Source organism: Streptomyces sp. WM6378, from assembly GCF_001279695.1.
GTDB lineage: Bacteria > Actinomycetota > Actinomycetes > Streptomycetales > Streptomycetaceae > Streptomyces.
Map to the genome: position 1 here is coordinate 38,836 of NZ_LGDD01000335.1, position 26,476 is coordinate 65,311.

At 69.8% G+C, this 26,476-nt stretch carries 29 protein-coding genes; 7 read left to right on the forward strand and 22 right to left on the reverse strand.

Annotated elements, in window-relative coordinates; genetic code table 11:
- Positions 1-2 precede the first annotated feature (2 nt).
- The 12 genes from ADK54_RS37400 to ADK54_RS37455 all read right to left on the reverse strand — a co-directional run bounded on the left by ADK54_RS37400 (position 3) and on the right by ADK54_RS37455 (position 11,386).
- Positions 3-686: a class F sortase gene (locus tag ADK54_RS37400; protein ID WP_053730273.1), complete on the reverse strand. Its 684-nt coding sequence runs from the start codon at positions 684-686 to the stop codon at positions 3-5.
- Between the two features lies 1 nt (position 687).
- Complete coding sequence (locus ADK54_RS37405; RefSeq protein WP_053730274.1) at positions 688-1,260, reverse strand: hypothetical protein; 573 nt, start codon at positions 1,258-1,260, stop codon at positions 688-690.
- Between the two features lie 99 nt (positions 1,261-1,359).
- On the reverse strand, positions 1,360-2,139 hold the full coding sequence (locus ADK54_RS37410; RefSeq protein ID WP_053730275.1) for an HAD-IIA family hydrolase: 780 nt from the start codon (positions 2,137-2,139) through the stop codon (positions 1,360-1,362).
- A gap of 147 nt (positions 2,140-2,286) precedes the next feature.
- The gene (locus ADK54_RS37415; RefSeq protein ID WP_053730276.1) at positions 2,287-3,363 is read right to left on the reverse strand and encodes a 2-aminoethylphosphonate ABC transporter substrate-binding protein; all 1,077 of its coding nucleotides are present in this window, start codon (positions 3,361-3,363) and stop codon (positions 2,287-2,289) included.
- 28 nt (positions 3,364-3,391) lie between these two features.
- Complete coding sequence (locus tag ADK54_RS37420) at positions 3,392-4,189, reverse strand: ABC transporter permease (protein WP_053730277.1); 798 nt, start codon at positions 4,187-4,189, stop codon at positions 3,392-3,394.
- Positions 4,176-5,183: a 2-aminoethylphosphonate ABC transporter permease subunit gene (locus ADK54_RS37425; protein ID WP_420717470.1), complete on the reverse strand. Its 1,008-nt coding sequence runs from the start codon at positions 5,181-5,183 to the stop codon at positions 4,176-4,178. The genes ADK54_RS37420 and ADK54_RS37425 overlap by 14 nt, the downstream gene beginning before the upstream one ends.
- Positions 5,146-6,225, reverse strand: coding sequence for an ABC transporter ATP-binding protein (locus tag ADK54_RS37430; RefSeq protein ID WP_053730278.1), 1,080 nt, complete (start codon positions 6,223-6,225; stop codon positions 5,146-5,148). Before ADK54_RS37430 ends, ADK54_RS37425 begins: the two co-directional genes overlap by 38 nt.
- Positions 6,222-6,932 carry an HAD family hydrolase gene (locus tag ADK54_RS37435; protein WP_053730308.1) on the reverse strand — a complete coding sequence of 237 codons (711 nt, stop codon included), beginning with the start codon at positions 6,930-6,932 and terminating at the stop codon, positions 6,222-6,224. The genes ADK54_RS37430 and ADK54_RS37435 overlap by 4 nt, the downstream gene beginning before the upstream one ends.
- Before the next feature lie 14 nt (positions 6,933-6,946).
- Positions 6,947-8,068 (reverse strand): TIGR03364 family FAD-dependent oxidoreductase, encoded by a 1,122-nt coding sequence (locus ADK54_RS37440; protein ID WP_053730279.1) that lies wholly within the window; start codon positions 8,066-8,068, stop codon positions 6,947-6,949.
- A gap of 298 nt (positions 8,069-8,366) precedes the next feature.
- Complete coding sequence (locus ADK54_RS37445) at positions 8,367-9,128, reverse strand: GntR family transcriptional regulator (protein WP_053730309.1); 762 nt, start codon at positions 9,126-9,128, stop codon at positions 8,367-8,369.
- A gap of 115 nt (positions 9,129-9,243) precedes the next feature.
- Positions 9,244-10,038: a hypothetical protein gene (locus ADK54_RS37450; protein ID WP_053730280.1), complete on the reverse strand. Its 795-nt coding sequence runs from the start codon at positions 10,036-10,038 to the stop codon at positions 9,244-9,246.
- Between the two features lie 232 nt (positions 10,039-10,270).
- Positions 10,271-11,386: an ROK family transcriptional regulator gene (locus ADK54_RS37455; protein ID WP_053730281.1), complete on the reverse strand. Its 1,116-nt coding sequence runs from the start codon at positions 11,384-11,386 to the stop codon at positions 10,271-10,273.
- 68 nt (positions 11,387-11,454) lie between these two features.
- On the opposite strand from ADK54_RS37455, the gene ADK54_RS45370 reads away from it, so the two are divergent.
- Both ADK54_RS45370 and ADK54_RS45375 read left to right on the forward strand, forming a co-directional pair.
- Positions 11,455-12,540, forward strand: coding sequence for a Gfo/Idh/MocA family oxidoreductase (locus ADK54_RS45370; RefSeq protein WP_053730282.1), 1,086 nt, complete (start codon positions 11,455-11,457; stop codon positions 12,538-12,540).
- A 59-nt stretch (positions 12,541-12,599) separates the two neighbouring features.
- A complete protein-coding gene (locus tag ADK54_RS45375; protein WP_053730310.1) occupies positions 12,600-13,049 on the forward strand; it encodes a heme-degrading domain-containing protein in 450 nt (149 codons plus the stop codon).
- 42 nt (positions 13,050-13,091) lie between these two features.
- On the opposite strand, the gene ADK54_RS37470 is transcribed toward ADK54_RS45375, so the two are convergent.
- The 5 genes from ADK54_RS37470 to ADK54_RS37490 form a co-directional block, all read right to left on the reverse strand.
- Positions 13,092-13,649 carry a Uma2 family endonuclease gene (locus tag ADK54_RS37470; RefSeq protein WP_053730283.1) on the reverse strand — a complete coding sequence of 186 codons (558 nt, stop codon included), beginning with the start codon at positions 13,647-13,649 and terminating at the stop codon, positions 13,092-13,094.
- A 24-nt stretch (positions 13,650-13,673) separates the two neighbouring features.
- Positions 13,674-14,531 carry a fumarylacetoacetate hydrolase family protein gene (locus ADK54_RS37475; RefSeq protein ID WP_053730284.1) on the reverse strand — a complete coding sequence of 286 codons (858 nt, stop codon included), beginning with the start codon at positions 14,529-14,531 and terminating at the stop codon, positions 13,674-13,676.
- Positions 14,532-14,689: 158 nt separating this feature from the next.
- Positions 14,690-15,463: a YidC/Oxa1 family membrane protein insertase gene (locus ADK54_RS37480; RefSeq protein WP_053730285.1), complete on the reverse strand. Its 774-nt coding sequence runs from the start codon at positions 15,461-15,463 to the stop codon at positions 14,690-14,692.
- A gap of 106 nt (positions 15,464-15,569) precedes the next feature.
- Complete coding sequence (locus ADK54_RS37485) at positions 15,570-15,893, reverse strand: DUF6412 domain-containing protein (protein ID WP_053730286.1); 324 nt, start codon at positions 15,891-15,893, stop codon at positions 15,570-15,572.
- A gap of 171 nt (positions 15,894-16,064) precedes the next feature.
- On the reverse strand, positions 16,065-16,598 hold the full coding sequence (locus ADK54_RS37490) for a winged helix-turn-helix transcriptional regulator (protein WP_053730287.1): 534 nt from the start codon (positions 16,596-16,598) through the stop codon (positions 16,065-16,067).
- A gap of 159 nt (positions 16,599-16,757) precedes the next feature.
- On the opposite strand from ADK54_RS37490, the gene ADK54_RS37495 reads away from it, so the two are divergent.
- Positions 16,758-18,134 carry an MFS transporter gene (locus ADK54_RS37495; RefSeq protein WP_053730288.1) on the forward strand — a complete coding sequence of 459 codons (1,377 nt, stop codon included), beginning with the start codon at positions 16,758-16,760 and terminating at the stop codon, positions 18,132-18,134.
- A gap of 6 nt (positions 18,135-18,140) precedes the next feature.
- Here the strand turns inward: ADK54_RS37495 and ADK54_RS37500 are convergent, their stop codons facing one another.
- Genes ADK54_RS37500 through ADK54_RS37510 form a run of 3 tightly spaced genes read right to left on the reverse strand, consistent with a single transcriptional unit; the run spans position 18,141 to position 20,652 of the window.
- Positions 18,141-19,637, reverse strand: coding sequence for a sodium:solute symporter family protein (locus tag ADK54_RS37500; RefSeq protein ID WP_053730289.1), 1,497 nt, complete (start codon positions 19,635-19,637; stop codon positions 18,141-18,143).
- Positions 19,630-19,839: a DUF3311 domain-containing protein gene (locus ADK54_RS37505; protein WP_053730290.1), complete on the reverse strand. Its 210-nt coding sequence runs from the start codon at positions 19,837-19,839 to the stop codon at positions 19,630-19,632. Before ADK54_RS37505 ends, ADK54_RS37500 begins: the two co-directional genes overlap by 8 nt.
- A 9-nt stretch (positions 19,840-19,848) precedes the next feature.
- Complete coding sequence (locus ADK54_RS37510; RefSeq protein ID WP_420717471.1) at positions 19,849-20,652, reverse strand: class E sortase; 804 nt, start codon at positions 20,650-20,652, stop codon at positions 19,849-19,851.
- A gap of 116 nt (positions 20,653-20,768) precedes the next feature.
- Here ADK54_RS37510 and ADK54_RS37515 point away from each other — a divergent pair, with 116 nt between their 5' ends.
- From ADK54_RS37515 to ADK54_RS37520, 3 genes are all read left to right on the forward strand, one after another.
- Positions 20,769-21,788 carry an SEC-C domain-containing protein gene (locus ADK54_RS37515; RefSeq protein WP_053730311.1) on the forward strand — a complete coding sequence of 340 codons (1,020 nt, stop codon included), beginning with the start codon at positions 20,769-20,771 and terminating at the stop codon, positions 21,786-21,788.
- Between the two features lie 75 nt (positions 21,789-21,863).
- Positions 21,864-22,784, forward strand: a complete 921-nt coding sequence (locus ADK54_RS44240; RefSeq protein ID WP_078966935.1) for a NaeI family type II restriction endonuclease — start codon at positions 21,864-21,866, stop codon at positions 22,782-22,784.
- Positions 22,784-23,272 (forward strand): very short patch repair endonuclease, encoded by a 489-nt coding sequence (locus ADK54_RS37520; protein ID WP_078966936.1) that lies wholly within the window; start codon positions 22,784-22,786, stop codon positions 23,270-23,272. Before ADK54_RS44240 ends, ADK54_RS37520 begins: the two co-directional genes overlap by 1 nt.
- Here the strand turns inward: ADK54_RS37520 and ADK54_RS44245 are convergent.
- Positions 23,207-24,493: a DNA cytosine methyltransferase gene (locus tag ADK54_RS44245; protein ID WP_078966937.1), complete on the reverse strand. Its 1,287-nt coding sequence runs from the start codon at positions 24,491-24,493 to the stop codon at positions 23,207-23,209. The genes ADK54_RS37520 and ADK54_RS44245 overlap by 66 nt on opposite strands.
- Before the next feature lie 92 nt (positions 24,494-24,585).
- Positions 24,586-25,332 carry an HNH endonuclease gene (locus ADK54_RS37525; protein WP_234392366.1) on the reverse strand — a complete coding sequence of 249 codons (747 nt, stop codon included), beginning with the start codon at positions 25,330-25,332 and terminating at the stop codon, positions 24,586-24,588.
- Positions 25,333-25,426: 94 nt separating this feature from the next.
- Between ADK54_RS37525 and ADK54_RS44250 the strand changes: the two genes are divergently transcribed.
- Positions 25,427-26,473, forward strand: a complete 1,047-nt coding sequence (locus ADK54_RS44250) for a DNA cytosine methyltransferase (protein ID WP_078966938.1) — start codon at positions 25,427-25,429, stop codon at positions 26,471-26,473.
- The last annotated feature ends 3 nt before the right edge of the window (positions 26,474-26,476 follow it).

Genomic DNA, 26,476 nt, shown 5'->3' on the forward strand with positions numbered 1-26,476 from the left:
GCTCAGGGCTTCGGCGGCTTCGCAGGGGCCGCGTCCCTCGCGTCGGTCAGATAGGCCGAGACCACCACGTTCGCGGTGTAGGCCTTCGTCCGGTGGTCGTACGTTCCGCCGCAGGTGATCAGGCGCAGCTCGGCGCGCCCGCGCCGCCGGGGGCCGTACACCTTCGCCGCGTCGAAGTGGCTGCGCGGGAAGACCTGGACGTCGTCGATGGTGAACTCGGCGACCGAGCCGTCGGTGCGGGTCACCTTGACGTGCTGGCCGGTGCGGACGGCGCTCAGGCCGTAGAACACGGCCGGCTTGCTCCGGGTGTCCACGTGCCCGACCAGGAGGGCGGCGCCCGCCTCGCCGGGACGGGTCCCGCTGCGGAACCAGCCGACCGTGCCGGGCCGGTCGTACGGCGGCGGGTCGACGGCGCCGTCGGCGTCCAGGCCGCGCGGCACGACCGGCGCGGCGACGCCTACGGAGGGGATCTCCACGCGCTGCGGCGGCGCGCCCTTCAGCGGGTCGTGCGCGGGCGGCAGCGGCACACCGAGCGGGCGGCCCACCGCCGCGATGTCGCCCGCGGTGGGCGCCGACGTAGCGCCGGAGCCACTGGAGGCGTCCCGGCCCCACAGCCACAGGCCGAGCAGCAGCACGGCCCAGGCGAGGCCCGTGATCGGCCGCCCGCTACCCCGCGCCGAGGACATCTCAGTCGCCGCCGCGCCGCCGCCGCACGCTGCGGGACGCCACGGCGACCGCCGCGACGGCCGCGAGCACGAGGCCGATCACCGCGTGCCGGGTGCCGGGGCCCTGCTCCTTGGCCTCGCCCGCGGCAACCGTCGCCGCGCCGCCGCCGCCCGCGTGCACGGGCCTGTACGGGGTGGCGTGGGAGTGCTCGCGGTCGCTGTCGTTGTCACGGCGGCCGTTGCCGTGGACGACGGTGAGGCGGCCGCTCGCCTTGCCGGAGCTGTCCTTGCAGTTGACCCAGATGTCGTAGTCGCGGTCCTGTGCGTCGGAGCGGATCCGCGCCCGGGCGAACAGGGCGCCGCCGGCGGCGGGCGAGAAGCGGGCATCCGACACGAAGGCGTCGGAGGTGCCGATCGCCTCGCGGCCGCTGCACACGCTGACGCGCAGATCCACCTCCCCACCGGGGGCCGTGGCGCTCGGGGCCACCCGCACCGATCCGTGTTGCTCGGACTCGGCCACCGCCGGGGACGCGGGCAGCACGGTCAGGGCGGCGACCGCCGCTGCCGCACAGAGTGTGATGGGACGGATGCGCATGGTGAACCTCCTGCATCCGAGATTCCCGCGCGGGCCCGCATTCCGCACCCCGAGGGCGTGGCGGCTGAGCCGGACGGAGGCGCCATCCGCCCGGACGGGTCAGATCAGTTTCACCAGGTCCGCGATCGAGTCGACGATCTTGGACGGGCGGAACGGGTACGACTCCACGTCCTCCGGCCGGGTCAGCCCGGTCAGGACCAGGAACGTCTGCATGCCCGCCTCAAGACCGGCCAGCACGTCCGTGTCCATCCGGTCGCCGATCATGGCGCTGGTCTCGGAGTGCGCGCCGATCGCGTTGAGGCCGGTGCGCATCATCAGCGGATTGGGCTTGCCCGCGAAGTACGGCTTCCTGCCGGTGGCCTTGGTGATCAGGGCCGCGACGGCGCCGGTGGCGGGCAGCGGGCCCTCCTGGCTCGGGCCGGTCTCGTCCGGGTTGGTGCAGATGAACCGGGCTCCGGCGTTGATCAGCCGGATCGCCTTGGTGAGCGCCTCGAAGCTGTACGTACGGGTCTCGCCCAGGACCACGTAGTCCGGCTCGTGGTCGGTCAGGACGTACCCGATGTCGTGCAGCGCGGTGGTCAGGCCCGCCTCGCCGATGACGTACGCGGTGCCGCCGGGCCGCTGGTCGTCCAGGAACTTCGCGGTGGCGAGGGCCGAGGTCCAGATGTTCTCGACCGGCACGTCCAGGCCCATGCGCAGCAGCCGGGCGTGCAGGTCGCGCGGGGTGTAGATCGAGTTGTTGGTGAGGACGAGGAAGGGGCGGCCCGACTCCTTGAGCGTCTTGAGGAAGGCGTCCGCACCGGGGATGGGGGTGCCCTCGTGGATGAGGACACCGTCCATGTCGGTGAGCCAGGATTCGATCGGCTTGCGCTCTGCCATGGGTGCGGACTCCTGCGTTCTGCGCGGTCTTCGCGCGCTGCTGAGCGATGAGCTGGGGACGCCGGCGCACCGCGCTGTGCGTTGCCGACGCCCCCAGCCTAGTCAGGATCCGCCGATCCCGACCTGGTCGATCACCGTCCGGACCGTTCAGCTTCCGGTGGCGGACTTCCAAGCGTCCACGTACGCCGGCAGGTTCTTGGAGATGTCCAGCCAGTCGGGCTGGAAGACGTCGACGCCCTGCATCAGCTTGCCGAGCGCGACCGCGTTGGCGTCGGTGGCCTTGATGTCGGTGCGGGCCGCGAAGCCGCCGCCGATCTCGCTGACCTCCTTCTGGGCCTCCTCGCTGAGCAGGTAGTCGAGGAGCTTCTTGCCGTTGGCGCTGTGCGGGGCCTTGCTGACCAGGCCGGCCGCGTACGGCAGGCCGAAGGAGGACGGCTTGGTGCCGCTCTTGGTGCCGGGGAACCAGATGCCGAGGTTCGGCATGGTCTTGGCCTGGGCGTAGTTCATCTGCACGTCGCCGTTGGCGGCGAGCAGCTCGCCCTTGTCGACCTTGGGCGCGAGCTTGCCGGTGGAGGCGGACGGGCCGACGTTGTTGGCCTGGAGCTTGCGCAGGTACTCCATCGCGGCTTCCTTGCCGCCGAAGTCGTGCATGGCCTTGATGACGAGGGCGGTGCCGTCGCCGGCGACGCCCGGCGTGGAGTACTGGATCTTGTTCTTGTACTTGACGTCGAGGAGGTCCTCCCAGTTCTTGGGGGCCTCCGTCAGCTCCTTCTTGTTGTAGACGAACCCGAAGTAGTTGTTGACGACCGAAGTCCACATGCCGTCGGGCGACTTGGCGCCGCCGTCCACCTTGTCCGCGCCGGCCGGTACGTACTTCTGCAGCAGCCCCTTGTCCTGGGCCTGCTGGATGAACGGCGGCAGGGTGATGAGCAGGTCGGCCTGGGTGTTGGACTTCTCGCGGACGGCGCGCTGCACCATCTCGCCGGAGCCGCCCTCGACGTACTTGACCTTGATGCCGGTCTTCGCCTCGAAGTCCTTGAAGACCTTGTCGTACCAGCCGTCGCCCTTCTCGCCCTTGAGGCCGTCGGCGCTGTAGACGGTGACGGTCTTCGCGTTCGAGTCGGCCGAGGAGTCGCCGCCGCAGGCGGACAGGGTGGCGGCGAGGACGAGGCTGCCGGTGACGGCGGCGATCGGCTTGACTGCGGTGAAGGTGTTTCTGTGCATGACGTTCGGGACTCCTGAGATTCTCGGGTCAGCGGAAGGAGGCTTTGGTACGGATGCGGGAAACAGCGAGCAGGACGAGCAGCGTCGTCCCCATGAGCACCACGGCGACGGCCGCGCCGGTGAAGAGGGAGCCGCGGTCGGTGGCCGCGAAGATCTGCACCGGCAGCGGGGTCCAGTCCGGCGGGTAGAGCATCATGGTGGCGCTCAACTCGCCCATGGACAGGGCGAAGCAGAGGCCTGCGGCCGCGGTCAGGGACGGCAGGAGCAGCGGCAGCTTCACCCGCCACAGCACCAGCTGCGGCCGGGCGCCCAGACTGGCGGCGGCCTGTTCGTACATCGGGTCGAGGCGCAGGATGGCAGCCGAAACCGACTGGTAGGCAAACGCCATGACAAGAACGGTGTGCGCGAGGATCACGATCCAGCGCGTCCCGTTGAGCAGTACCGGTGGCTTGGAGAACGCGACGAGGATCGCGAGGCCGACGACCACCGACGGCACGGCGACCGGCAGCACGAACAGGGCGTCCATGAAGCGCCGTCCGCCCTTCTTCAGGGCCGCCGCGGCCAGCGCCGCCCACGAACCCACGGTCAGCGCGAGGACGCTCGCCGCGAGGGCGGTGACCAGGCTGGTGGTGAGCGCCTGGAGGGAATCTCCGGTGGTCGCCGCGCCGTAGTTGGCGGTGGTGAACCCGGACGGGAAGGCGCTCGACCAGCTGGTGGCGAACGACGCGGCCACGATGACGAGCAGCGGCAGCGCGAAGACCGGCAGGAACAGGACGAAGAAGACGGTCCAGGTGGCCCAGCGGCCGCCCCGGCTATGCACCAACACGACGGCTCACCACCCGGTAGAGGCCGTAGAGGCCCACGGAAATCGCGATGTTGACGACGGCGACGACACAGGCGGCCGGATAGTCCGACTCCAGGATCGCCTTGCTGTAGACGAGCATGGGGAGCGTGGTGACCCCTTTGGCGCCGGTGAACAGCACGATGCCGAATTCGTTCAGACACATCACCAGGACCAGTGAGCCGCCCGCCGCGAGCGCGGGCAGCGCCTCGGGCAGGATCACCCGCCGTACGATCCTGGCCGGCCGCGCGCCCAGCGAGGACGCCACTTCCAGCTGGGCGGTGTCCAGTTGGGAGAACGCGGCGAGCAGCGGGCGCATCACGAAGGGCGTGAAGTACGTGATCTCCGCGAGCAGCACTCCCCAGGGCGTGGTCAGGAACTGGAAGGGCCCGCTGTGCGCGCCGGTGGCATCCGTCCACAGCCCGTTGGCCATGCCGACGGTGCCGTAGATGAACAGCAGCGCGAGCGTGATCAGGAAGGACGGGAAGGAGAGGAACACGTCGATGAACTTCGCGACGGCCTTCCCACCGGGAAACGGCACGAACGCGATGACGAGCGCGAGCACGAACCCGAGCACGAGGCACCCGACGGTCGCGCCGACCGCGAGCCAGACGGTGGTGCCGAGCGCGTCCCGGAAGGCGGCGGAGGCGAACACGTCGGCGTAGGGCTGGAGGGAGGTGCCGCCGGAGTCGGGGGATGTGGACTGCCGCACCACCAGCGTGAGCGGGTAGAGGAAGACGGCGGCCAGTACGGCGACCGGGGGCAACGTCCATAGCAGGCTTGGCAGTTGACGCCGCCCCGAGCGCCCTGCCGGCGAGCCCAGCTGTCCGGTTCCCCGGCGCCGGGGGCTTTGCCCACCCTCCCCCAAGGTCTCGGCTCCGCTCGACCAGGGGGGACCCCCATCGCCCTGCGGGACGTCTGCCCGAAGCCGGGGAGAGGGGCTAGCCACCCGACACCCCCGCACCCAGCAGCACCGCATCCTGGGGCGCGAAGTGCAGGGTCACCTCGTCACCCAGCGCCGGCGTGACCCGCAGCTCGCGGACGTCCGCCTTGATGCGCTCACCGGCTACGTCGACGTACAACCGATGGGTGGAACCCCGCCACTGCACCTCGGCGATCCTGCCGCGCAAGGCATTGGGCCCGGGCCCGAGCCCGACCAGGTGCGGCCGCACGCACAGCGTGGCCGTCGCTCCCCAGGCGGCGTCCTCGGTCGCGACGGACAGCTCGGTGTCCCCGAACAGCACCGACCCGGCCCCCACCCGCACCGGAAGCAGGTTCGCGTTGCCCACGAACGACGCCGTGAATTCCGTACGCGGCCGCCGGTACAGGTCCTGCGGGCTCCCGCAGTCCTGGAGGCGGGCCTTGTCCATGACGGCGATGCGGTCGGCCAGGGTGAGCGCCTCGACCTGGTCGTGGGTGACGTACAGGATGGAGACGTCCGGCAACTCCCGGTGCAGCCGGGCGAGTTCGGTCAGCATGCCGGAGCGCAGCTGCGCGTCCAGCGCGGAGAGCGGCTCGTCCAGGAGCAGGACGTCGGGCCGGATGGCGAGCGCGCGGGCGATGGCGACGCGCTGCTGCTGCCCGCCGGAGAGCTCGCGCGGGTAGCGCTTGGCGTAGGCGTCCATGCCGGTCATGGCGAGGGATTCGGCGACCCGCCCGGGGATCTGCCCCTTGGGCACCTTCTGGGCCTTCAGGCCGAACGCCACGTTGCCCTCGACCCGCATGTGGGGGAAGAGCGCGTACTGCTGGACGACCATGCCGATGCCGCGCTGGTGGGGCGGCAGGTGGGTCACGTCGCGTTCGCCGATGAACACCCGGCCCCGCACGGGCTGGACGAACCCGGCGACGGCGCGCAGCGCGGTGGTCTTGCCGGAGCCCGAGGGTCCGAGCAGGGCCATGACCTCGCCGGGTTCGATCGTGAGGTCGAGCGAGTCGAGGACGACGTTTCCGTGGTAGGCGACGGTGACGCCGTCGAAGCGGATGCCGCTGCGCACGGCACCCGGCCGGGCGGCGCCGCTCACCTTCCGGCCTCCAACTCGCTTATCAGGTCGGGGAGTTCAGCGACAGATCCGAGAACATGGGAGGCACCCGCCCCGGCGAGGGCCTCCTTGCCGTGGGCGCCGGTCAGTACGCCCGCGACGATGCCCGCCCCGGACCGTACGCCGCTGAGCATGTCGTACGAGGTGTCGCCGGCCACCGCGATGTCACGCACCGAGTCGACCGCGCCGGTGCGCAGGAAGGCGCTGAGCACCATGTCGGGGTAGGGGCGGCCGCGGCCCCCCGCGTCGGCCGGGCACAGGGTGAGCGGGACGAGGTCCTGCCAGCCGAGGGCTTTGAGGATCGCGTCCTGGGTGACACGGGCGAAGCCGGTGGAGAGGACCACGGTCCGGCCCTGGGCCGTGAGCTGCTCGATGGCCTCCCGGGCGCCCGGGACCGGCGCGATGAGCCCGCCGTCGACGAGCGTTCCGTACGCCTCCTCGAAGGCGGTGTTCGCGGTCCGCGCCTTGGCCTCGTCGCCGAAGAGGTGACGGAAGACCGAGATCTTGGACTCGCCCATGGTGGCGCGGACGTAGTCGAGCATGGTGGCGTGCTCGGCCGAGCCGGCCTCGACGCCGAGCGCCCCGGCGGCGCTCGCGAAGGCCCGCTCGACGAGGCCGCCGTCGGCGACGGTGGTGCCCGCCATGTCGAGCACGACCAGGTCGTACGCGTTCGTTGTGGTCAACTTCACGGTGGTCAACTCCCTTACCAGCCCAGCTCGTTCGCGGTCTTCTCGGCGATGGCCGGGGAGCACGTCATGCCGCGTCCGCCGGGCCCGGTCACCAGCCACACCCCGTCCCGCACCTGCTGGCGGTGCACGACGCGCGAGGTGTCGGTGCACTGGGCGTAGACCCCGGCCCAGCGACGCTGGATCTTGGGCAGCGGCCGGCCGAGGAAGGACTCGACGACCCGGACGAGGTGCTCGTACGGCTCCTCCTGGACGTCGAAGGCGAAGGGGTGCTCGTACTCGTGGGTGTCGCCGATGGTCAGCCCGCCGTCGCTGCGCTGCACCATGAGGAGCTGCATCTTGTGCGCGGCGGCGGTCGGGTCCTGCGCCTGCCCGGCGTTGAGCGCGTCGAGGGCCTCGCTCGCGTAGGCCGGGTAGTAGCGGAAGCTGTCGGCGTCGGCGACGGAGGTGGTGAGCGGCTCGCCGAGCGGCGCGGTCTGCATCATCTGGAGCCGCACGCGCCGCACGGGCAGCTCGGGCACGAGCTCCCGCACGAGCCCGCCGAGCCAGGCCCCCGTGCAGAGGACGACGAAGTCGCCGCGGTGCACATCGCCGTGATCGTCCCGGACGGCGTTACCGCCGAGGACCTCACGGACTTCCCGGCCACCGAGGTAGGTGTACCTGCCGGACGTCAACAACTCGTCTTTCAGGGCGAGTTGAGCGGTGCGGGGCTCGACGGCGGCATCCCGCTCGCACCACAGGGCGGCGGCGAATTGGCCGCGCAGGGCGGGGTTGAGGGCGCGGGCCTCGTCGGCGGTGAGGAGCTTGTAGCCGCGGGCGGCGGCGTCCTCTCGGCTCAACGCGGCCTCGGCGACGGCGAGTTCGAGGTCGGTGCGCAGCGGGGTCAGCGAGCCGTTGGGGCGGAAGCCCAGCCCGGGGACGCGTTCGCCGATCCCCTCCCACAGTTCGCGGGCGCGGAGCGCGGTGTCCAGCTCCTCACCGCCCGCGCGGCCGCTGACCCATATCTGGCCGAAATTGCGGAGCGAGGCCCCGCGCGCCTCGCTCTCGCGCTCGATGTGTACGACCTCGTGGCCGCGTTCCACTGCGTGCCAGGCGTGCATGGTTCCCACCACGCCGGCTCCAACGACGATGACTCTCACGGCGGCAACGCTCCTCGGGGCGGGTGTCCCGCACCGGTCCGTACGGCAACGGGACGGTGAACGCCCTCCCAAGCTTGGCCTAGACCCGTTATGTTTCCGTTACCGAATGTTCTGCGGCACCGAACCTCCTGGGGCTCCGCCCCAGACCCCGTTCGCGCCTCAGGGGCGCTCGTCCTCAAACGCCGGACGGGCTGAAGATGCTCGGTGCTGCCCAGAACCGACCCTGCTAGGGGCGCGGGGAACTGCGCAAAAGCCCCTGACGGCCCGCAGTCGAAACCCCCGCACCCCCAGCGGAGCGCTACCGCCCCAGGTGCGTGGTGAAGGAAAACCGGTCCCCCCGGTACAGCGTGCGAACCCTCTCCAGGGGGCCGCCACCCGCATCCCGCGAAACCCGATGGATGAGCAGCATCGGCAGCGCGGGCGGGGTGCCGATGAGCAAGGCCTCCCGGGGCGTGGCGAGCACCGTCTCGATGCGTTCGTCGACGTCCCCGAGCGTGACCCCGAGCCGGTCGCGCAGGTAGGCGTAGAAGGAGGAGTCCGGCGTGAACTCCTTGTCCAGGTCGGGCATCCGCGCCACCGCCGCGTACGTGCTCTCCAGGCCCATGCGCTCGTCGTCGGCGAGCAGAACGCGCTCCATGTGCCAGACGGGCTCGCCCCGCTCAAGCCCGGTCTCGGCGGCGAGCGCGGGCGGGCAGGGGAAACGTTCGAGGGTGATGAGGTGGCGTCCGGGCGTACGGCCCTGGCGGCGCACGCCCTCGGTGTAGCTGGCCAGCGAGAGGGGCTGTTCCAGTTTGGCGCCGGCCACCACCGTGCCCCGGCCCTGGCGGCGCAGCCTCCCTTCAAGGAGCAGCTCGCGCAGCGCCTGGCGGACGGTCTCCCGGGCGACCTCGTAGCGCAGCGCCAGGTCACGCTCGGTCGGCAGCAGGTCGCCCTCCCCCAACTCGTCGATGAGCAGGGCGACTTGGGCCTTGACGGCGTAGTACTTGGGGATGCGCCCGTGCTCCGGGATGCCGGAGCGGATGGGGGCTCCGGGGGCCTGATTCTCGGGGTAGCCGGTCAGGGAGTCGTACGGGGTGTCGCTCAGCGAGCTCAAGGAGTCGTTCAGGGCGTCGTTCGGGGTTTCCACAGGGGCGATGCTCGCATGAGCACGTGAACAGCCGGGGTCGACGCCCTGCTCAGCGGCGGCGCCGGACACGGAACCGCCGCGGCGCGGTCACCAGGGCGCCGCCCACGAGGAGCAGTACGGCGGCGGCGAGGCCGAGGCGGGCGAGCGCGCTGCCCCGGCCGGTCTCGGCGAGCTCGGTGTCGATCTGGTGCAGGAGGTCGCCCTCGGCGACGATGTCGAAGCGGTAGTCGGCGGACTCCCCCACCCACTGGCCGTTGCTGCCGCGGCGCTGCACGATCGCGGCGTTCGCGGTGATCTGGTCGGGCACTGCGTCGGCGGTGAACCCGAGCCTTACCGGCACGGTGAGGGTCTTGCCCGCGCCGATGACGAAGCCGGGGAAGCCGTCGTCGAAGACGCCGATGTGCTCGTCCTCGTCGGTCTTGAGGAACGTCACGGGGTGCCTGCGGCCGGTGGCCGGGTCGTCGAACTCCATCCGGAGCTGGTCGTTCTTGAGCGTGCGGTCCCGGTCGACCAGGACGAGAACGGGGTGGACGCTGTCGCAGGTCTCGTGCGAGGTGTTGGTGAGGTCGAGCGACCAGGACCGGCTGCCGCCGCCTGGGTGGTACTCGGCGGGCCCGCCGTGGATCTTCGTGTCCAGCGGGAACGCGGAGCCGGTCCGGGCGGCGCAGTAGGGCACCTTCGAGTCGAGCGGCGGGTCGACGGGCACCGCGGTGACGACCGGCTTGAGCGGCGCGACGTTGTGCCGGCCGGACGGGAACCCGCCGTCGTCGGCCGCGGCCGGCCCCGCGAGCGGGGCGATGGCGGCGGCGGCCACTGCGGTGACGAGGGCAGTGCGCAGTCGCATGAGGGGCCTTTGCTGCTCGCGGCGTTCGGGGCTCGGCGGCCGCTGCCCGTCCGGCGTCGGCGCCTCCCGGTCGGACCCGGTCGTGGGCCGCGAGCCTGCCACGCGTCGGCGGCCCGCCTCGCGCGCCCCGCCCGGTTACGCCCGGACACGCCGGTGAAGACCGCCCTATCAGCCCAATATCAGGCCGTCTTACGTGTGCGGTCGGGTGCGCCCCGGGCGGGGTGCGCCGGCCCTACGGCTGTGGATGCGCCGGCTGTGGATATGCCACATTCGCCCGCCCGAAGACGGGGACCAGGACCAGTTGGGCCGCGCCCTCCGCCACGGCGTGCGGGCCGCCCGCGGCCGGGCGGACCGGGACCTCGGGGGCGCCGCCGCGCCGGGCGCGTTCCTCGACGACCGCGGCCACTCCCCGTACGAACGTCTCCTGGTCGGCGGTGACGGTGCGGCCGCCCAGCAGGATCTCGTCGATGTCGAGCAGCCCGACGAGGTTGGCCGCCCCCACGCCGAGGAAGCGGGCCGCGGCCGCGATGTCCCCGCGGGCGACCGCCGCCAGGCACAGCGCCTCGATGCAGCCGCGCCCGCCACAGCCGCACACCGGCCCGCCGAGCAGGATCGTCTGGTGCCCGAATTCGCCCGCTCCCGTACGGGCGCCGCGGTGCAGCGCCCCGCCGAGCACGAGCCCCGCGCCGAGTCCCGTACCGAGGTGGAGGTATGCGAAGGAGCCCGCCCGGGTGCCGGCGCGCAGGGCGAGGCCGAGGGCGGCGGCGTTGGTGTCCTTGTCCAGGAAGACCTTCCGGCCGAGCCGTTCGGCGAGTGCGTCGCGCAGCGGGAAGCCGTTCCAGTGCGGGAAGCCGGTGACGCGGTGCAGCACCCCGCTGTCGTGGTCGAGCGGGCCCGGCATGGCGACGCCGACGCCGAGCACCCGCCGCCCGCCGGTCAGCGCCTCCGCCTCGGCGGCCGCCGCCTCCACCACGCACGAGGGTTCCGCGCCGAGGTCCAGCGGCACGGTCCTGGCACCGACCAGGGTGCCCGCGAGGTCGACGAGGACTGCGGTCAGCTCGTCGCGGTCCAGGTGGAGGCCGATGGCGTGCGCGGCGGACGGCACCAGCTTGAGCACGGTGCGCGGCTTGCCCCCGGTGGAGGCGCGGCGGCCCGCCTCGGTGGCCGTGCCCTCGTCCCGCAGCCGCGCGGTGATCTTGCTGACGGCCTGCGGGGTGAGCCCGGTGCGCTCGGCGAGCTCCAGCCTGCTGATGCCGGCCTCGCCCGCGGCCCGCAGCAGGTCGAGGACCAGCGCGGCGTTGTGGCTGCGCAGGGCCGGCAGGTTCGCACCCGTATTGCTCCTGTTCACCGACCCATTGTCCCTCTTGCTTGCACTTTGGCAACAGCGTTGCTTAAGTGGATGGCATGAAGGATCCCATGAACGCTCCCCAGACCGACGGCCTCCGCGTGGGACTCGTGGGCTACGGCCTGGCGGGCTCCGTCTTCCACGCCCCGCTGATCGCCGCGACCGGCGGCCTCGTCCTCGACACGGTCGTCACCTCGAACCCCGAGCGCCAGGCGCAGGCCCGCGCCGAGCACGGCGATTCGCTGCGCGTCGCGGCCTCGCCCGAGGAGCTGTACGACGCGGGCCTCGACCTGATCGTGATCGCCTCGCCGAACAAGACGCATGTGCCGATCGCGACCGACGCGCTCAAGGCGGGCCTGCCGGTCGTCGTGGACAAGCCGCTGGCCGGCACCGCCGCCGAGGCGCGCGACCTGGCGGCCCTCGCCGAGGAGCGCGGCCTGCTGCTCTCCGTCTTCCAGAACCGCCGCTGGGACAACGACTTCCTGACTCTCCAGGCGCTGCTCGCGGACGGCGAGCTCGGCGAGGTCCAGCGGTTCGAGTCGCGCTTCGAGCGGTGGCGGCCACAGCCCAAGGGCGGCTGGCGCGAGTCGGGCGACCCGAGCGAGATCGGCGGGCTCCTTTACGACCTGGGCAGCCATGTCGTCGACCAGGCGCTCGTCCTGTTCGGCCCGGCCCTGCGCGTCTACGCGGAGGCCGACGTGCGCCGCCCCGGCGCCCAGGCCGACGACGACACCTTCATCGCGATCACGCACGCGAGCGGCGTCCGCTCGCACCTCTACGTCAGCGCGACGACGGCCCAACTCGGCCCGCGCTTCCGGGTGTTGGGCTCATCAGCAGGGTATGTGAAGTACGGCCTCGACCCCCAGGAGGCGGCCCTGCGCGAGGGCAAGCGCCCTTCGACGGAGGAGCCCTGGGGCGTGGAGCCGGAGTCGATGTGGGGCCGGGTGGGCTCGGGCGAGTCCCCCCAGACCGGCGGCGGCCGCCCGCTCCACACGGTCCCGGGCGACTACCCGGCGTACTACGCGGCGATCGCGAAGGCCCTGCGCGAGGGCGGCGAACCCCCGGTCACCGCGCACGAGGCGGCGGCCGCGCTGGACGTCCTGGAAGCGGCCCGACGCTCGGCCCGCGAAGGCGTGACCGTGGAGCTGGCACTGTGAGGGCCCGGGACACGGCGGCACACCGGGAGGCGGGGGAGGGTGCCCCGGCGGCGGACAGTGTGGCCGCCCTGGAATCGGAACAACAACGCCTGGTACTGCGGCACTTCACGTACGAGGACGCCTGGGAGCTGGGCGTGCTGCTGCGCACCCTGGCCGTGGAGCGCGAAGCCCCGATCGCGATCGATGTACGGCACGGGGCACGACAGGTGTTCCGCTGCGCGCTGCCCGGCTCCAGCGCCGACAACGACGCCTGGATCGACCGCAAGCGCCGGGTCGCCGAACGCTATGCGGCCCCGTCGTTCCTGGTCGGCGCCCGCTTCCGCGCGAAGGGCACGACGTTCGAGGAGTCATCTCGCCTGGATGCCAACTCCTTTGCCGCGCACGGGGGTTCGTACCCGGTGACGGTGGAGGGCGTCGGAGTCGTGGGCACGGTCACGGTGTCGGGGCTGCCCCAGGCGGAGGATCACGCGCTGGTGGTGGAGGCGCTGGGAAGGCTCAAGCAGGGCTGAGGCCGGTGCGGGGCCGCGGGGCCGCACCGGCCTACTGAGCCGTCAGGCGAGCTCGGAGGTGTCGAGGTCGAAGCCGGACGGCTCGGGCAGGGCGAGCTTCGTACCGAAGGCGGCCTTGGCCACGTGCAGGTAGCGGCCGCCCTCGGGCTCCCAGTGCACGGCAGCCTCGCCCCGGTGGCGGTCGACGAGCAGATAGACCGGCAGCCCGGCCTGGGCATACGCGTCGCGCTTGTCGACCCGGTCGACTTCGGCGTCCTGCTCGCGCCCGGATGTCACCTCCAGAACGAGGAGGACGCCCGAGGGATCTGCCCAGGAGGGCTGCCCCTTGAAATACCCGTCACGCGCAACCGCGCCGTCGGCCCTGATGCGCCCCGCCCGGTAGGCGGGAACGGCCAAGCCCCGCTCCTCGTACAGCCAGAGGCCGGGGCGCTCGGCAATGATCTGGCGCGCGATGACCCGCGCAGCCTCCGAGTGGTCGCCATCCGGAGCCGGAGTTACCAACAGCCTCCCGTTGATCAGCTCAACGTGGTAGCCCTCCGGCGCCGCGGCATCGAACGCTTCGAACTCCTCAAGCGTCATTTCGGACTGCGCAACGGTCATCGTGCCCTCCTTAAGGGTTCCAGCCTAAGCGCCCTTCAGGGCCTGGCGCTGGCGTCCCAACCCCTCGACCTCCAGTTCTACAACATCCCCTGCCCGCAGATACGGCTTCGGCTCGGGCTGCCCCATGGCCACCCCCGCAGGGGTCCCCGTGTTGATGACGTCCCCCGGGTACAGCGTCATGAACTGGCTGACGTAGCGGACGACCTCCGCGACGGGGAAGATCTGCTGCGCCGTGGACCCGTCCTGCTTGAGCTCCCCGTTGACCCAGAGCCTGAGCGAGAGGGCCTGCGGGTCCGGGACCTCGTCCCGGGTGACCAGCCACGGCCCGAGCGGGTTGAACGTCTCGCAGTTCTTGCCCTTGTCCCACGTGCCGCCGCGCTCGATCTGGAACTCCCGCTCGGACACGTCGTGCGAGACCGCGTACCCGGCGACGTACGCCAGCGGGTCCTCGTCGTCGCCGATGTACCGCGCGGTGCGCCCGATGACGATGGCGAGCTCGACCTCCCAGTCGGTCTTGACCGACTTGCGCGGTACGAGCACCGTGTCGTTCGGGCCGACCACCGTGTCCGCCGCCTTGAAGAAGATGACCGGCTCGGCCGGAATCGCGGCCCCGGTCTCCTCGGCGTGGTCGTGGTAGTTCAGCCCGATGCACACGACCTTGCCGATCCGCGCGACCGGCGGCCCGATGCGCGCCCCGGCGTCCTCGAACGCGGGCAGCACACCGGTGTCGGCGGCGGCCCGTATCCGGTCCAGGGCGAACTCGTCGGCGAGCAGCTCGCCGTCGATGTCCGACACCAGGCCGGACAGGTCCCGCAGGGTCCCGTCGGCGTCGAGCAGCGCCGGACGCTCTTCGCCGGCGTTGCCTGCACGCAGCAGCTTCATGGTCAGTCTCCCTTGGTCGAGCCGGGCCCGGCCGATGGGTAGCGGCCATCGGAGGATCGTCCGATCCTCCAAGGAAGGCGTCCACTCCGCAAGACCCCGTTCACAAACTGGACCGTAACCAGCGTCCGGGGTGCTAAGCGCTCCTGCCTGCGGAGCCCTCAGGCGGCGGTCGCCAGCGCGGCCGGCGCGGGCAGCATGTCCTTGTAGAGGAAGGCCCGCTCGACGGCGGTCCAGGTGGTGCTGGTCACGACGTACAGCGCGGCCGCGAGCGGCACCACCCCGACCGTGAACAGCGTCGCGAACGACAGCAGCGGCATGAACTTGGTCATCGCCGCCATCCCGGGCACCGCCTCCTGCCCGCCCGGCGCGACGACGGGCACCGGCGCGGCCGCCATCTGCCGCTTCATCCGCCGGTAGTTGAAGGTGGCCACGGCCGCGACGATCGCGAACAGTACGAGGTAGACCAGGCCCCGCGTCCCGAAGATCCCGCCGTCGGCGAGCGCCTGCGTCCAGTTCCCGCCGAGCGGCGCGGCGAAGAGCGTGTGGTCGAGCAGGGCGTTCGCCTTTCCGCCGATCTGCTTGCTGGAGAACAGGTGGTAGAGCAGGAAGAACGCGGGCATCTGGAGCAGGCTGGGCAGGCAGCCCGACAGCGGCGACACCTTCTCGGCGGCATGCAGCTCCATGACCGCTTTCTGGAGCGCCTTGCTGTCCTTGCCGTGCTTCTCGCGCAGCGCCGCCATCTGCGGCCGCAACTTGGCCTGCGCCTTCTGACCACGCGCCGCCTGCCGCGACAGTGGGTGCACGGCGAGACGTACGAGAGCGGTGAAAAGCACGATCGCGGCAGCCGTCGAAGCACCGTGGAAGAGCGGTTCGAGCAGGCTCGCGAGGTGCTCGGCGAGGCTCGCGAAAGCGCTGAAAAGGGACGTGAGCATGGGGAGGCCCTCCGGGGCGTCTCGTCAGGAATGACATGTGAGCGCACGTGAGTGACGTGCATGTCGGCGTGACGAGCCGGGAGGGGCAGAGCGTTACGAGGTGCCCCTACGCGGCCGTCGGGACGAGAGCCCCGGGCGCTCGGGGCCGGGGCCGCCCGGAGGCGTCGGGGTCGCGCTGCGGCAGGAAGGCGGTACGCCGTTCCCGGTCGCGGATCGCGGTACGCACCTTGGTGCGGGCCACCTGCGGCACCGCGCGCGAGGCGAGCGTCGCGCACACGGCGAGCGCGGAGCCCGCGGCGGCGGTCGCGGCGAGCGCGACGGCGGCCGAGATCATGCCGCCCTCGACCAGGACGGCCTGGGCGAGCAGGAAGAGGAAGAGACCGAGCACCGGTCGGGCAACCCGTACGGAACGCGCGATGACGCCGTCCATGCCGCCCTCCCTCCCTCACTCGCTCAACTCAGTCGCAGTCACTCATGTGCAACCACTCACGTGCGGTCACTCATGCGCGGTCACTCATACGGAGTCGCTCATGCGCTGCGGATTTCCCTCCAGCCGTTATACACGACGCTTCGGCAGGGGTCTCCACCAGAGCGGATCAGGTCACAGCGGCTGAATTTCGAGGGGCTGCAACAGTCGCCGGGGCGCCCGCAGCGCGCGGCTCACCGGGTCCTCGGCCGGGCCGAGCCCCGCGCCGGGCCGCATCTCGACGTCCTCGGGGTCGACCGCCCGCCCGCATGCCCGGCACTCCCCGTACGACCCGAGCTCGGTCCCGCACTCGGCGTGGTGGAAGGTCCGCATCGGCCGCGCGTCCGGATTGAAGGCCCGCCCCCAGAGCCCGAGCGCCCGCAGCGCCGGCCACAGCGCGCGCCCCAGTTCCGTAGGCACGTACTCGTCACGCGGCGGCGACTCCTGATAGCGGCGCTTCTCCAGGACCCCGGCCTCGGTGAGCGACTGGAGGCGGGCGGCCAACACGGCCCGAGGGATCTTGAGGTGGACCAGGAAGTCGTTGTAGCGGCGCACTCCGTAGAGCGCGTCCCGCACGACGAGCAGCGTCCAGCGCTCGCCGACGATCTCCAGCGCGCGGGCGATGGAGCACTCCTGCGCGGCGTAGTCGTAGTCCTTGCCGAGAGCCATGCGTCCGAGTCTACCCGGGTGGGTTCACTGAACGAACCTTCAGTGCTAGGGTCGGAGAAAATGAAGGTTCATTCACTGAACCAGCATGTGATCGGGCCGCAGACCTGACGCCCAATGCCCACCCCCATGCCCCGTGCCCCGTGCCCCGTGAGGGAACCCATGACGCAGGCAGTACGCACCACCACCACGACGCAGCCGCCCGCCCAGGCCCCCGGGACCGGCGGCCGGCCCGGCGCCACGCTCGCCGTGACCAGCGCCGCCACCGCCGTCGCGCTGATGAACTACACCGCCCCGATGCTGACGCTGCCCGGCATGACCGCGTCCTTCCACACCGCGCTTTCCGCCCAGGCCTGGCTCCTCAACGGCGCCCCGCTCGGTCTCGCCGCGCTGCTCCTGATCGCGGGCAGCCTCGCCGACGACCACGGCCGCCGCCGCGTCTTCCTCGCCGGCACCCTCGCCCTCGGCCTCACCATGGCGCTCGGCGCCCTCGCCCCGACCACTCTGACCTTCACCCTCGCCCGCGTCGCCCAGGGCATGGCGTCCGCGGCCATCCTCGCGAGCAGCCTCGGCCTCCTGGTCGCGGCCTTCCCCGCAGGCGCCGCCCGCATCCGCGCCACCGGTGTGTGGGGCGCGTTCGTCAGCGGCGGCATAGCCCTCGGCCCGCTCCTCGCGGGCAGCCTGGCCACCCTCAACTGGCGGCTGGTGTACGGGATTCTGGCCGTCCCGGCGCTGGTCACGGCCGGGTTCGCGGTGCGCGCGCTGACCGAGTCGCGGGCCCCGCGCGGCGGCCGCCCTGACGTCCCGGCCGCGGTCACGCTGGGCCTCGCGTTCACCTCCCTGATCGGCGCGCTGACCCTGGGCCGCGACGGCTGGCTGCGCCCGGCAGTGCTCGCCCTGGTAGTGGCGGCCGCCGTCCTGACGACCGCCTTCGTGTACGTCGAGCGCCGGGCCGCCGCCCCCATGATCGACCTTGCGCTCTTCCGCCGCGCCGAGTTCCTGGCGTCCTCGGCGGGCGCCCTGTTCACCGGCCTCTCCGTGATCGGCTTCTTCAGCTATCTGCCCGCCCTGCTCAGCCAGTCGCTCGGCACCTCGCCGATGAACGCGGCCTGGCTGTTCGTCCTGTGGTCCGGCACCGCGTTCGTGGTGGCGCTCCAGGCCAGGCGCCTGGCGGGCCGCATCGCCGCCCGCCACCAGCTGGCCATCGGCTTTGTCCTGCACGCGGCCGGAGTCCTCGCGATGCTCGGCGCCCTCGCCTCCGGCCCGCTGCTCCGCCTGCTCCCCGGCCTCCTGGTCGCGGGCATCGGCAGCGGCCTCCTGAACGCCGCGCTCCCCCGCCTCGCCGTCGAATCGGTCCCGGCCGAGCGCGCGGCGATGGGCTCGGGCGCCAACAACACGGCCCGCTACATCGGTTCGTCGGCGGGCGTCGCCCTCACGATCGCGGTGGCTCCTGCGGGCCCGAACACGGTGATCACGGTGTCGGCGGCCCTGGCGCTGGCGGCCGCGGCCCTGACGACGGCCCTGCGCTCACGCCGCTGAGGTCGCTCATGCTCGCAGGGAGGCGGGCTCCTCGTCGTAGATGGGATCGCGGGCCAGCACGTCGCCCTCGACCGGCGCCTCCTTGGGCCCGAGGTACGAAAGGGCAAGCGCCACAAGGAGGTTGAGGCCGAGCGCGATGATCCCGGCATTGACTCCCCACACCGGATCGTGATCGGTGAACACGAACCCGCACACCACCCCGACCCCGACGGCAAGCCCCGCGAGCCCGCCCACCAGAGTCAACTTCCGCCACACAAGCCCCAGAAGCAGCATCGGCAGGAGCTGTGCCATCCCCTCGTACGAGATGAGCGAGAGCCGTACGAGGGTGTTGGGCACGGTGTACGTCATGAGCAGGGCGAGCGCCCCCGCGACGACCACCACGACCTGCGAGGCGCCCTTCTGCCGCTCCCGAAGCCGGGGCACGAGCGAGAGCACACTGCGCCCCCACATCGTGCCGATGACCAGCATGAACACCGCCATCGGCACGATCGAGGACAGCGCCGCGGCCACCCCGACGAGCCCGACGGTCCAGGCGGGCAGCGAGTCGACGACGAGCTTGAAGAGCGCGAGGTTGGAATCGGCCCCGGCAAGGCCCGGCACGACGAAGATCGCCGCCATCCCGAGCAGCATCGGCACGAAGAGCAGCACGTTGTAGGCGGGCAGCAGCATGGCGTTGCGCCGCAGGGCATCGGCGCTGCGGGCCCCGAGGTACCCGGCGACGGTCGTCGGAAAAATAACAACAGTCAGGGAGTTGAGAACAGAGGTGGTGGCGAACCACGCCTCCCCGAACGCCCCGCCGTGTCCCGGCAACGTGAGCCAGTCGCTCTTCTCGCTCACAACCCGGTCCAGGAAGTCCCCGTACCCGCCGAAGTAGTGCAGCGGCACATAGATCGCGAGGAAGGCCAGGGTGGCGATGACGAGTACGTCCTTGAGCACGGACACCCAGGCGCTGCCGCGCAGCCCGCTGACGACCACGAACCCGGTGGTGACCGCGAAGGCGATGAAATAAGCCCAGTTGAGCGAGACGGCACCGTACGAGATGGTCGAGACGACCACGCCCATGCCGGTGATCTGCAGCTGGATGTACGGCAGCAGGAAGACGGTCGCGAGCAGCGCGACGAGCGCTCCGACCCAGGGCCGCCCGTACCGGTGGGCCACCATGTCGGTGATCCCCACAAGCCCGTGCTTTCTTGCGTAGCACCACAACATGGGCCCGACGACATACCCCACGGCATAGCCGCACGACATGTAGGCGACCACATACAGCACCGGGGCGCCGTAGTTGTATCCCCAGCCCGCGGCACCCAGATAGCTGAAACTGGTGTAGCTCTCGCCCGCCATGAGCACCCAGATGAACACGGTGCCCAGGCTCCGCCCGCCGACGGACCACTCGGCGAGCCCGCCCCCGCCGCCCCCGCGGCCACGTACGGCGAAGAGCCCGAGGGCGACGGTGCCCACCATGAAAACCCCGAAGATGGTGGTGGCAACAGCGGCACTACTCATCTCGCGCCCCCCTCATGCTCTTGTCGCCCCGCCAGGTGAACCAGATGGCGAGTGGGGTGACCAGCGTCGCGATCAGCAGCCAGAAGAAGAGGAAGGGCAGCCCGAAGACCACGGGCCGCACCTTGTTCACGAAGGACAGCGCCCCCAGATACAGCAGGTAGGGCACCCCCAGCCAGAGCACATGAGATCGACGACGACGCATGTCCGAACGCTAGCGCGGACGGCTCGCCTGCAACTTGCCCCACACAACAAGCCGGTAGGTGGAGGTGAACTCGGGCGTGCAGGTGGTGAGCGTGATGTAGTGCCCGGGCGCGCTGTACCCGTACGAGGGCTTGACGTCGCTACGGGGAACGGCCGCTATGGTCCCGCTGTCGCGGGCGGAGGTCTGAGGCAGTACGGAGTCGACAACGTACGTAAAGACGGTGTCCCGAGTCTCAACAACCACCTGGTCACCGGCCTTCAACTCATTGATGTAGCGAAAGGGCTCCCCGTGGGTGTTTCGATGCCCGGCGAGCGCGAAGTTGCCTGCCTGCCCGGGCTGGGCGCTCTGCACGTAGTGCCCGACGTACCCCTTGTCGAGTACACCGGCCTTGCTGATCCCCTGGGCGATGGGCGCGGTGACCCCGATGCGGGGTATCCGGATGACGGCGTACGCCTGGTCACCGTGCGGGGTGATCTTCGCACCGGAGGCGGCCTTACCCCCGGAGGGGTGAGGGGCGCCGGCGACGGGATCGTCCCCGACGGCGACCTGCTCGTCGGGCGTCGTGGAGGTCGTGGGCGTCGTGGCGGAGGCCACCGGATGAGGAGAAGCCCCCCACTCCTCCTCCAGGGAATGGACGGTGCGCCCGGCCTCGGCCCGGGCCTCCCGATTGGTCCACCAGAGCTGGTGCGCGACCAGCAGAAGCACGAGCAGCCCGAACGTCACGGCGAGCTCGGCCCCGGCCCACAGCCCCCGGGCCGCCCAAGCCCGCCGGGCGCGTCCGCCCTGCACCATCACCGGTATCCCTGTGCGCACGGGCGCAGGGTAGGTGCCGCCGCCACAACTCACCAGGCCCGCAACGTGACCGACTCGACCTACCAGGGCCGGAAGCGCCCTCCGCCGGGCCCCCGTACAGCAGTACGGTGTCCCTCATGCGCCCCGACACGCCTGCCGATCACACTGCCGAAGCCGAGCGTCTGCTGCGCACCGCGGCGCAGTACCCGGAGGACCACGAGCCCCTGCTGCTACAGGCCGCGGCCCACCTGGAACTCGCCGGCGACCGCCCGAAGGCGACCACGCTCTACGACCGCCTGCTGGCCTCGAAGGTGGACCACCCCCACCTGGTGAAGGCGTTCAAGGCCGCGAACCTGTGGGAGTACGGCCACGAGCCGGAGGCCCGCGCCATCATCGAGGGCATCCGGGCGGCGGCCCCGCTGGACCCGGCGGCGTGGGAGATCGTCGCCGAGACGCTGGAGGCCCACGACGAACTGGACCTGGCCCACGCCTCCCTGACAACAGCATTGACGCTGCTGGGAGTTGGAGAGGAGGCGGTGGACATGACAGGAATCCCGTACAGCACGCAGTCATTGCTGACGACTCGTCACCGGGTGCGCCGCCTGCTGGCCCTGCCCCACGACACGTGGGACACCCTGGCCGACGAGCTGCACACGGCGCCGATCACCCTGGACGAACTCCACGACCCGAAGCGCCTGTGGTCCCTGGGCTCGGAGGACCCGGCCGAGCTCCAGGCCGAACTGGCCCGCCTGCGAGCGGAGTTGGGCAGCTACCGGGCAGCCCTGTCCCGCCCGTTCCCGGTAGCGGTCCTGCACTGGCCGGAACCAGAATTGGACGAACTCCTGACGGCGTACCCGGAGCTCCAGTCCGAATACCCCACGCACGCGGCCCACTTGCTGGACATCGAGGCATCACTGCGCGAACTGGCGGCAGCAGGCACCCCGAACCTGGGCATCGTGACGGCAACGGTCCCCTCGTACGAGGCCTTCGCGGCATCGGAATCCTCGTCCCCGGCGAACGCGGACCTACTACCGCAGTACGCAACGACCCTGGCGGCCCGGGGCCGCGCGGTGGCGTGGCCGCCGGGGCGGGGGGCGGATTGCTGGTGCGGGTCGGGGGTCAACTATGGGGACTGCCATGGGGCCTCCGAAGTGTGAGCATGGGCAAGTTCATTGCACTCATTGACGGCAGCAAGACCGTCAGGGAAACCGGGGTCAGAGTGGAGCGCACGCATGGCACGGCTCGTCTTGCAACAGCCTGGCGAAATCTGCACGAACACAGACCTCTCGGAGCATTTGCTTCTCAGTCCAGAGGATGACTCTCAGCTGCAGTCCGTGCTCGGCTGGCTCGCCGACTTCCCCGTCGGTGAGATGTACACAGAAGCCATCGGTAATGCAGTCGACTACGTCCTGGACGGCGGTAGGACAGGACGGTTCGATCTGCTGTCACCTGAGGTTCACCCCGGCGAACGCGCTTCAGTCGGGGCAAAGTTGGAGTACGAGGTACTCCGGAGCTTCGGGCTGCCGAAGACTAAACCTCTCGACACCTTGATCAGCGATGTCCCAGTAGATATCAAGGCCACTGTCGGGGACAACTGGGCCATCCCCGCCGAGGCTCACTGCCAGCTGTGCATCTGCACACAGATACAGCTAAAGAAGAACCGTCACAGATCATGGCTAGTTCGCACGCACCGGTCTTGGCTTTACCGAGGCCGGGGGAATAACGATGGGAAACGCGGGCTGGCTGTCCATGCCAGGGAAAACTGGAGCGTTCCTTTGTATGACTGGACCGACCTGCCGGTGAACCCCTTGCGTTTCCTCACCGGTGACCAGGCCAGTCGAGTTCTGGCGAAGAAACCTGGCCAGATGAGACGCCTGCTGATGATGTTTGGCTACCTCGAAGGCAGAATTATTCCGCGTAGCGTCATCCTGACTGTCGGCGCAGGAAAGGATGATCCAACGCGTCGCGCTCGGGGCAAGGAGATCCGGGAGGCCGCAGCACGTGAAGGCCTTACCTTGCTGTGCGGCCAATGGGTCGAATCGCGCGAAGCAGCCGCAGCGCGCGGCATAGCTCTGGGGCCTGGAGACTGGATCGCCCTGCCGACCGACGACGGCCAGCATAATGAAAGGGATCCCGAAAGCGACTTGTTCTGATGGAACCCGACACGCTGAGGAGCCGACAGGTGTCCGAGCCTGACGCCTGGACCCCACCGAAGGGGTCTTGGGCCTCATCTGCCGCAAGGCGCCGGAACATGCAGGCGATTCGCAGCCGTGATACCAAACCTGAGCGGCTGATCCGTCGCCTCGTCCACGCCAATGGGTTGCGCTACCGCGTAGCAGCCAAACCCTTGCCTGACCTTCGCCGGACGGCTGACATGGTCTTCCGCCCGGCGAAGGTCGCCGTCTTCATCGACGGCTGCTACTGGCACGGCTGCCCTGAGCACTACGTTCCACCCAAGACCAATTCCGGTTACTGGTCAGAGAAGGTGGCCCGGAATATGGCTCGCGACCGCGACACCGACCAACGGCTTAGCGCCGCCGGATGGCTAGTTCTTCGGTTCTGGGAGCATCAGGACTCAGACGACTGTGCTAAGGCGATCATCACAGCTGTCGAGAAGCGCCGCCGCCTTCTGCTCCGGTAGCTGCCCCTCCCGGACAATCTCATCCCGCACTCGGTCGCGCTTTTCAGCAGCACGCAGGACCTTCGCAATTGCCATTCCGACTGCATGCGCAACCGGCGGAGGGAAGGCATTACCCACTTGCCGGTACTGCGCCGTCTTTCCTCCATCAAACTCCCAGTCCGCCGGGAACCCTTGAATGATCGCGGCCTGCTGGACAGTCAGCATAGGCCCCTCAGGGCGGAAAAGGTCGCGGTCGTAACTCTTCTTTCTCATGCCCGTCGCATGATCGTTGGCAACCCCCATGCCAGAGATGCCAAGTTGCCGCCAGGCGGTCTTAGCTCGACTTGGCCCGAGGTCCGCACCTCCGTGCTTCTTAGAACCTCCAACCAGAGTGGGCGCGATCCCGCCATCCTTCTTTGTCGAGGCTGCTTCCGACGCCTTGGTGATCCACGCATCAAGACGGCTCTGAGCTTCCGCCGCCAGCGTTCCACCCATGTCCAGGAATCGCTGATAGCGCTCCTTCATCGACTCCCCGAGCGCCTCGAATACACTGCAGGGCGCATCGTGAGTAGCTGTGGGCCATTCAAGTTCAAGGTCACCCAGCACGTCTCCCCGGATTGCGACCAAAATAGCGCGGGGACGGAGCTGAGGAACACCAAAATCGCTGGCTTCCAGAACTTCCCACTTGCACACCTTGTAACCAAATCCGAGGAAATTCTCTTCCACCCCGTCCTCTGGCCTCTTAGCCGTCCCTCCTTGAAGGCGCGCTTCGACATACGTGCGATAGTCTTCAAATTTGGCGTCTTTAATTCCCCGGACATTCTCAATCATCACCGCTCGGGGGTGAAGCTCGCCAACAAGCTCCAGCATCCTCGGGAAAAGATCTCGCTCGTCGTCCTTCCCCAGCTGCTTACCCGCATGCGAGAAGGGGGGACACGGCACACCGCCAGCCAGCAGGTCGAGCTCGCCTGTGCGCAGTGGCCTACCCAGGAAACCGTGAGACTTCTTCAGCCCCGAGAGAGGCTTGAACTCGTTGACATCACCTTCGATGACATCGCAGAATTTCCTCTCCCATTCCCAACCACTCCTGTTATCAACATTATGCTGCAGAGTCTTTGCGGCATTCTTGTCAATCTCAACAAGCGCGAGATGTTTGAACCCGGCGCCGTGGAGCCCGATGGCTTGCCCGCCGGCGCCCGCGCAAATTTCGATCGACGTCAGCGTGCGTTCGCTGGAACCCATCGGCTCCTCCTGGTGTGGCAGATGCAGACACGCAAGTGTCGCATCTGCCACCGACAGACTCACGATGCACGCCCTAGCACACCTGACAACAGTCAGCTCTCAAGCAGCTTGCGGAGATCACTCTTCACTTCATCCCGCACGACCGCCGGAAGCTGACGGTACAGGGCCCAGGCCTTCTCGGCGGGGCTCAGTGGGCGCACGTCACCAGTCATCCAGGCCAGCAGGTCCTTCTTGTGCCGCAGGGGCAGCTCCTTCACCCGGTCCCAGACCTGCTCACGGTTCATCTGGGCGCCAGTCAGATGCCTAACCGTCTCGTTGCACCGTGCGCACTCCGTAATCAGATCCTCCGCGTTTGCCGCACTGCCCGACTTGTGCGGGCTCACGTGCCCGAGCGTGAGCCGGGCGCGCGAACCGGGATCATCCGGATACTCCTCCGCCGCGGCAACTCCACATCGCCTGCACATGTGCCCGTCCCGCTCATAGACAGAGCGACGCGTCCGAGCGCTGATCTGGCGGAGCCCTGCAGCCTTGTGCTCCTTTTCCCACACAGGCTGCCCGATCTTTTCCAGGCAGAGCTCATCAGGCTGGAGGCTCGGCTTATCCCGGTATGTTCTGATATCCCATCCCGCCGGGCGAAGATCGCGCATCCGCCGGTCCACCTGCTCGGCCCCCTGAATGGCGGCCCTCAGCCGCTGCTTCGAGAAGACCCCACCCTCACCAATCTCATCACGGAGCCAGAGAGCCACCCTGACCCGGGTTCCGAGCGCCTCGTTACGCCAATCCTGATCCGACTCCGACACGGTTCCACCAATCGAAAATCCGTTTGAGATGTAGTTCATTCGCGGGATGACTCTAGCTTGCCGCCACTTGCCACGGCAAGTGGCGGCAAGCTAGGTGATCTGTCATCCAGAGCCCCGCAACAGGAGATACGCAATGCACAGCGACCCCGGCATAGCCCCTACGCCAACAGCACCCACGTGCGTCGAGGTCTGCGCAGGGGGCGGGGGCCAAGCCCTGGGGCTGGAGCGGGCCGGCTTCGAGCACGCTTCACTGATCGAGCTTGACCAGGACGCCGTGAGAACCCTGCGCACCAACCGCCCCGAGTGGAACGTTCTTCATGCGGATGTCCGCCGCCTCACACCCAGCGACCTACACGGCAGCGGGCAGGAGGTCTCCCTGCTCTCTGCCGGCGTGCCGTGTCCGCCGTTCTCCCTGGCCGGCAAGCAACTGGGGGCGGACGACGAACGAGATCTCTTCCCTGCCGTCCTGGAACTCGCCGCAGGCCTCCATCCCCGCGCCGTCATGATCGAGAACGTTAAGGGCATCCTGCAGACCAAGTTCACCGCCTATCGTGCGGCCGTCCTCCAGAGACTCAAAGAGCTTGGGTATGTGCCGGTCTGGCGCCTTCTCCGATCGTGTGACTACGGCGTACCCCAACTGCGCCCCCGGGCCGTTCTGATCGCTCTGCGACCTGAGCTATTGGCTCACTTCAGCTGGCCGGACCCCACCGCCTGCCCGGACACCGCACTGAACGTGGGCCACGTTCTCTATCAATCGATGGCTTCACACGGCTGGGAACTGGCTCGCGAGTGGGCAGACGCAGCCTCTCGCATCGCTCCCACGCTCTGCGGAGGTTCCCGCAAACACGGCGGCCCTGATCTAGGACCCTCACGGGCCCGTCAGGCCTGGGCGAAACTCGGTGTCAATGGCTCAAGTCTGGCCGACGCCCCGCCTCAGCCGGGAGCCGTAATGCCGGTGAGACTTACCGTGGCTCAGATTGCACTGCTGCAGGGGTTTCCCGGTGACTGGACCTTCGTGGGCCGCAAGACATCGGCATACCGTCAGGTCGGTAACGCCTTCCCGCCCCCAGTCGCTGAAGCAGTGGGCCGCCGCATCGCTGCAGCGCTGACCCAGGCCGACCGCGCAACGGACGGCTGTGCTCAGACAGCGCTGCCCCAGCAGACTCTCTGGCCAGCATGACGC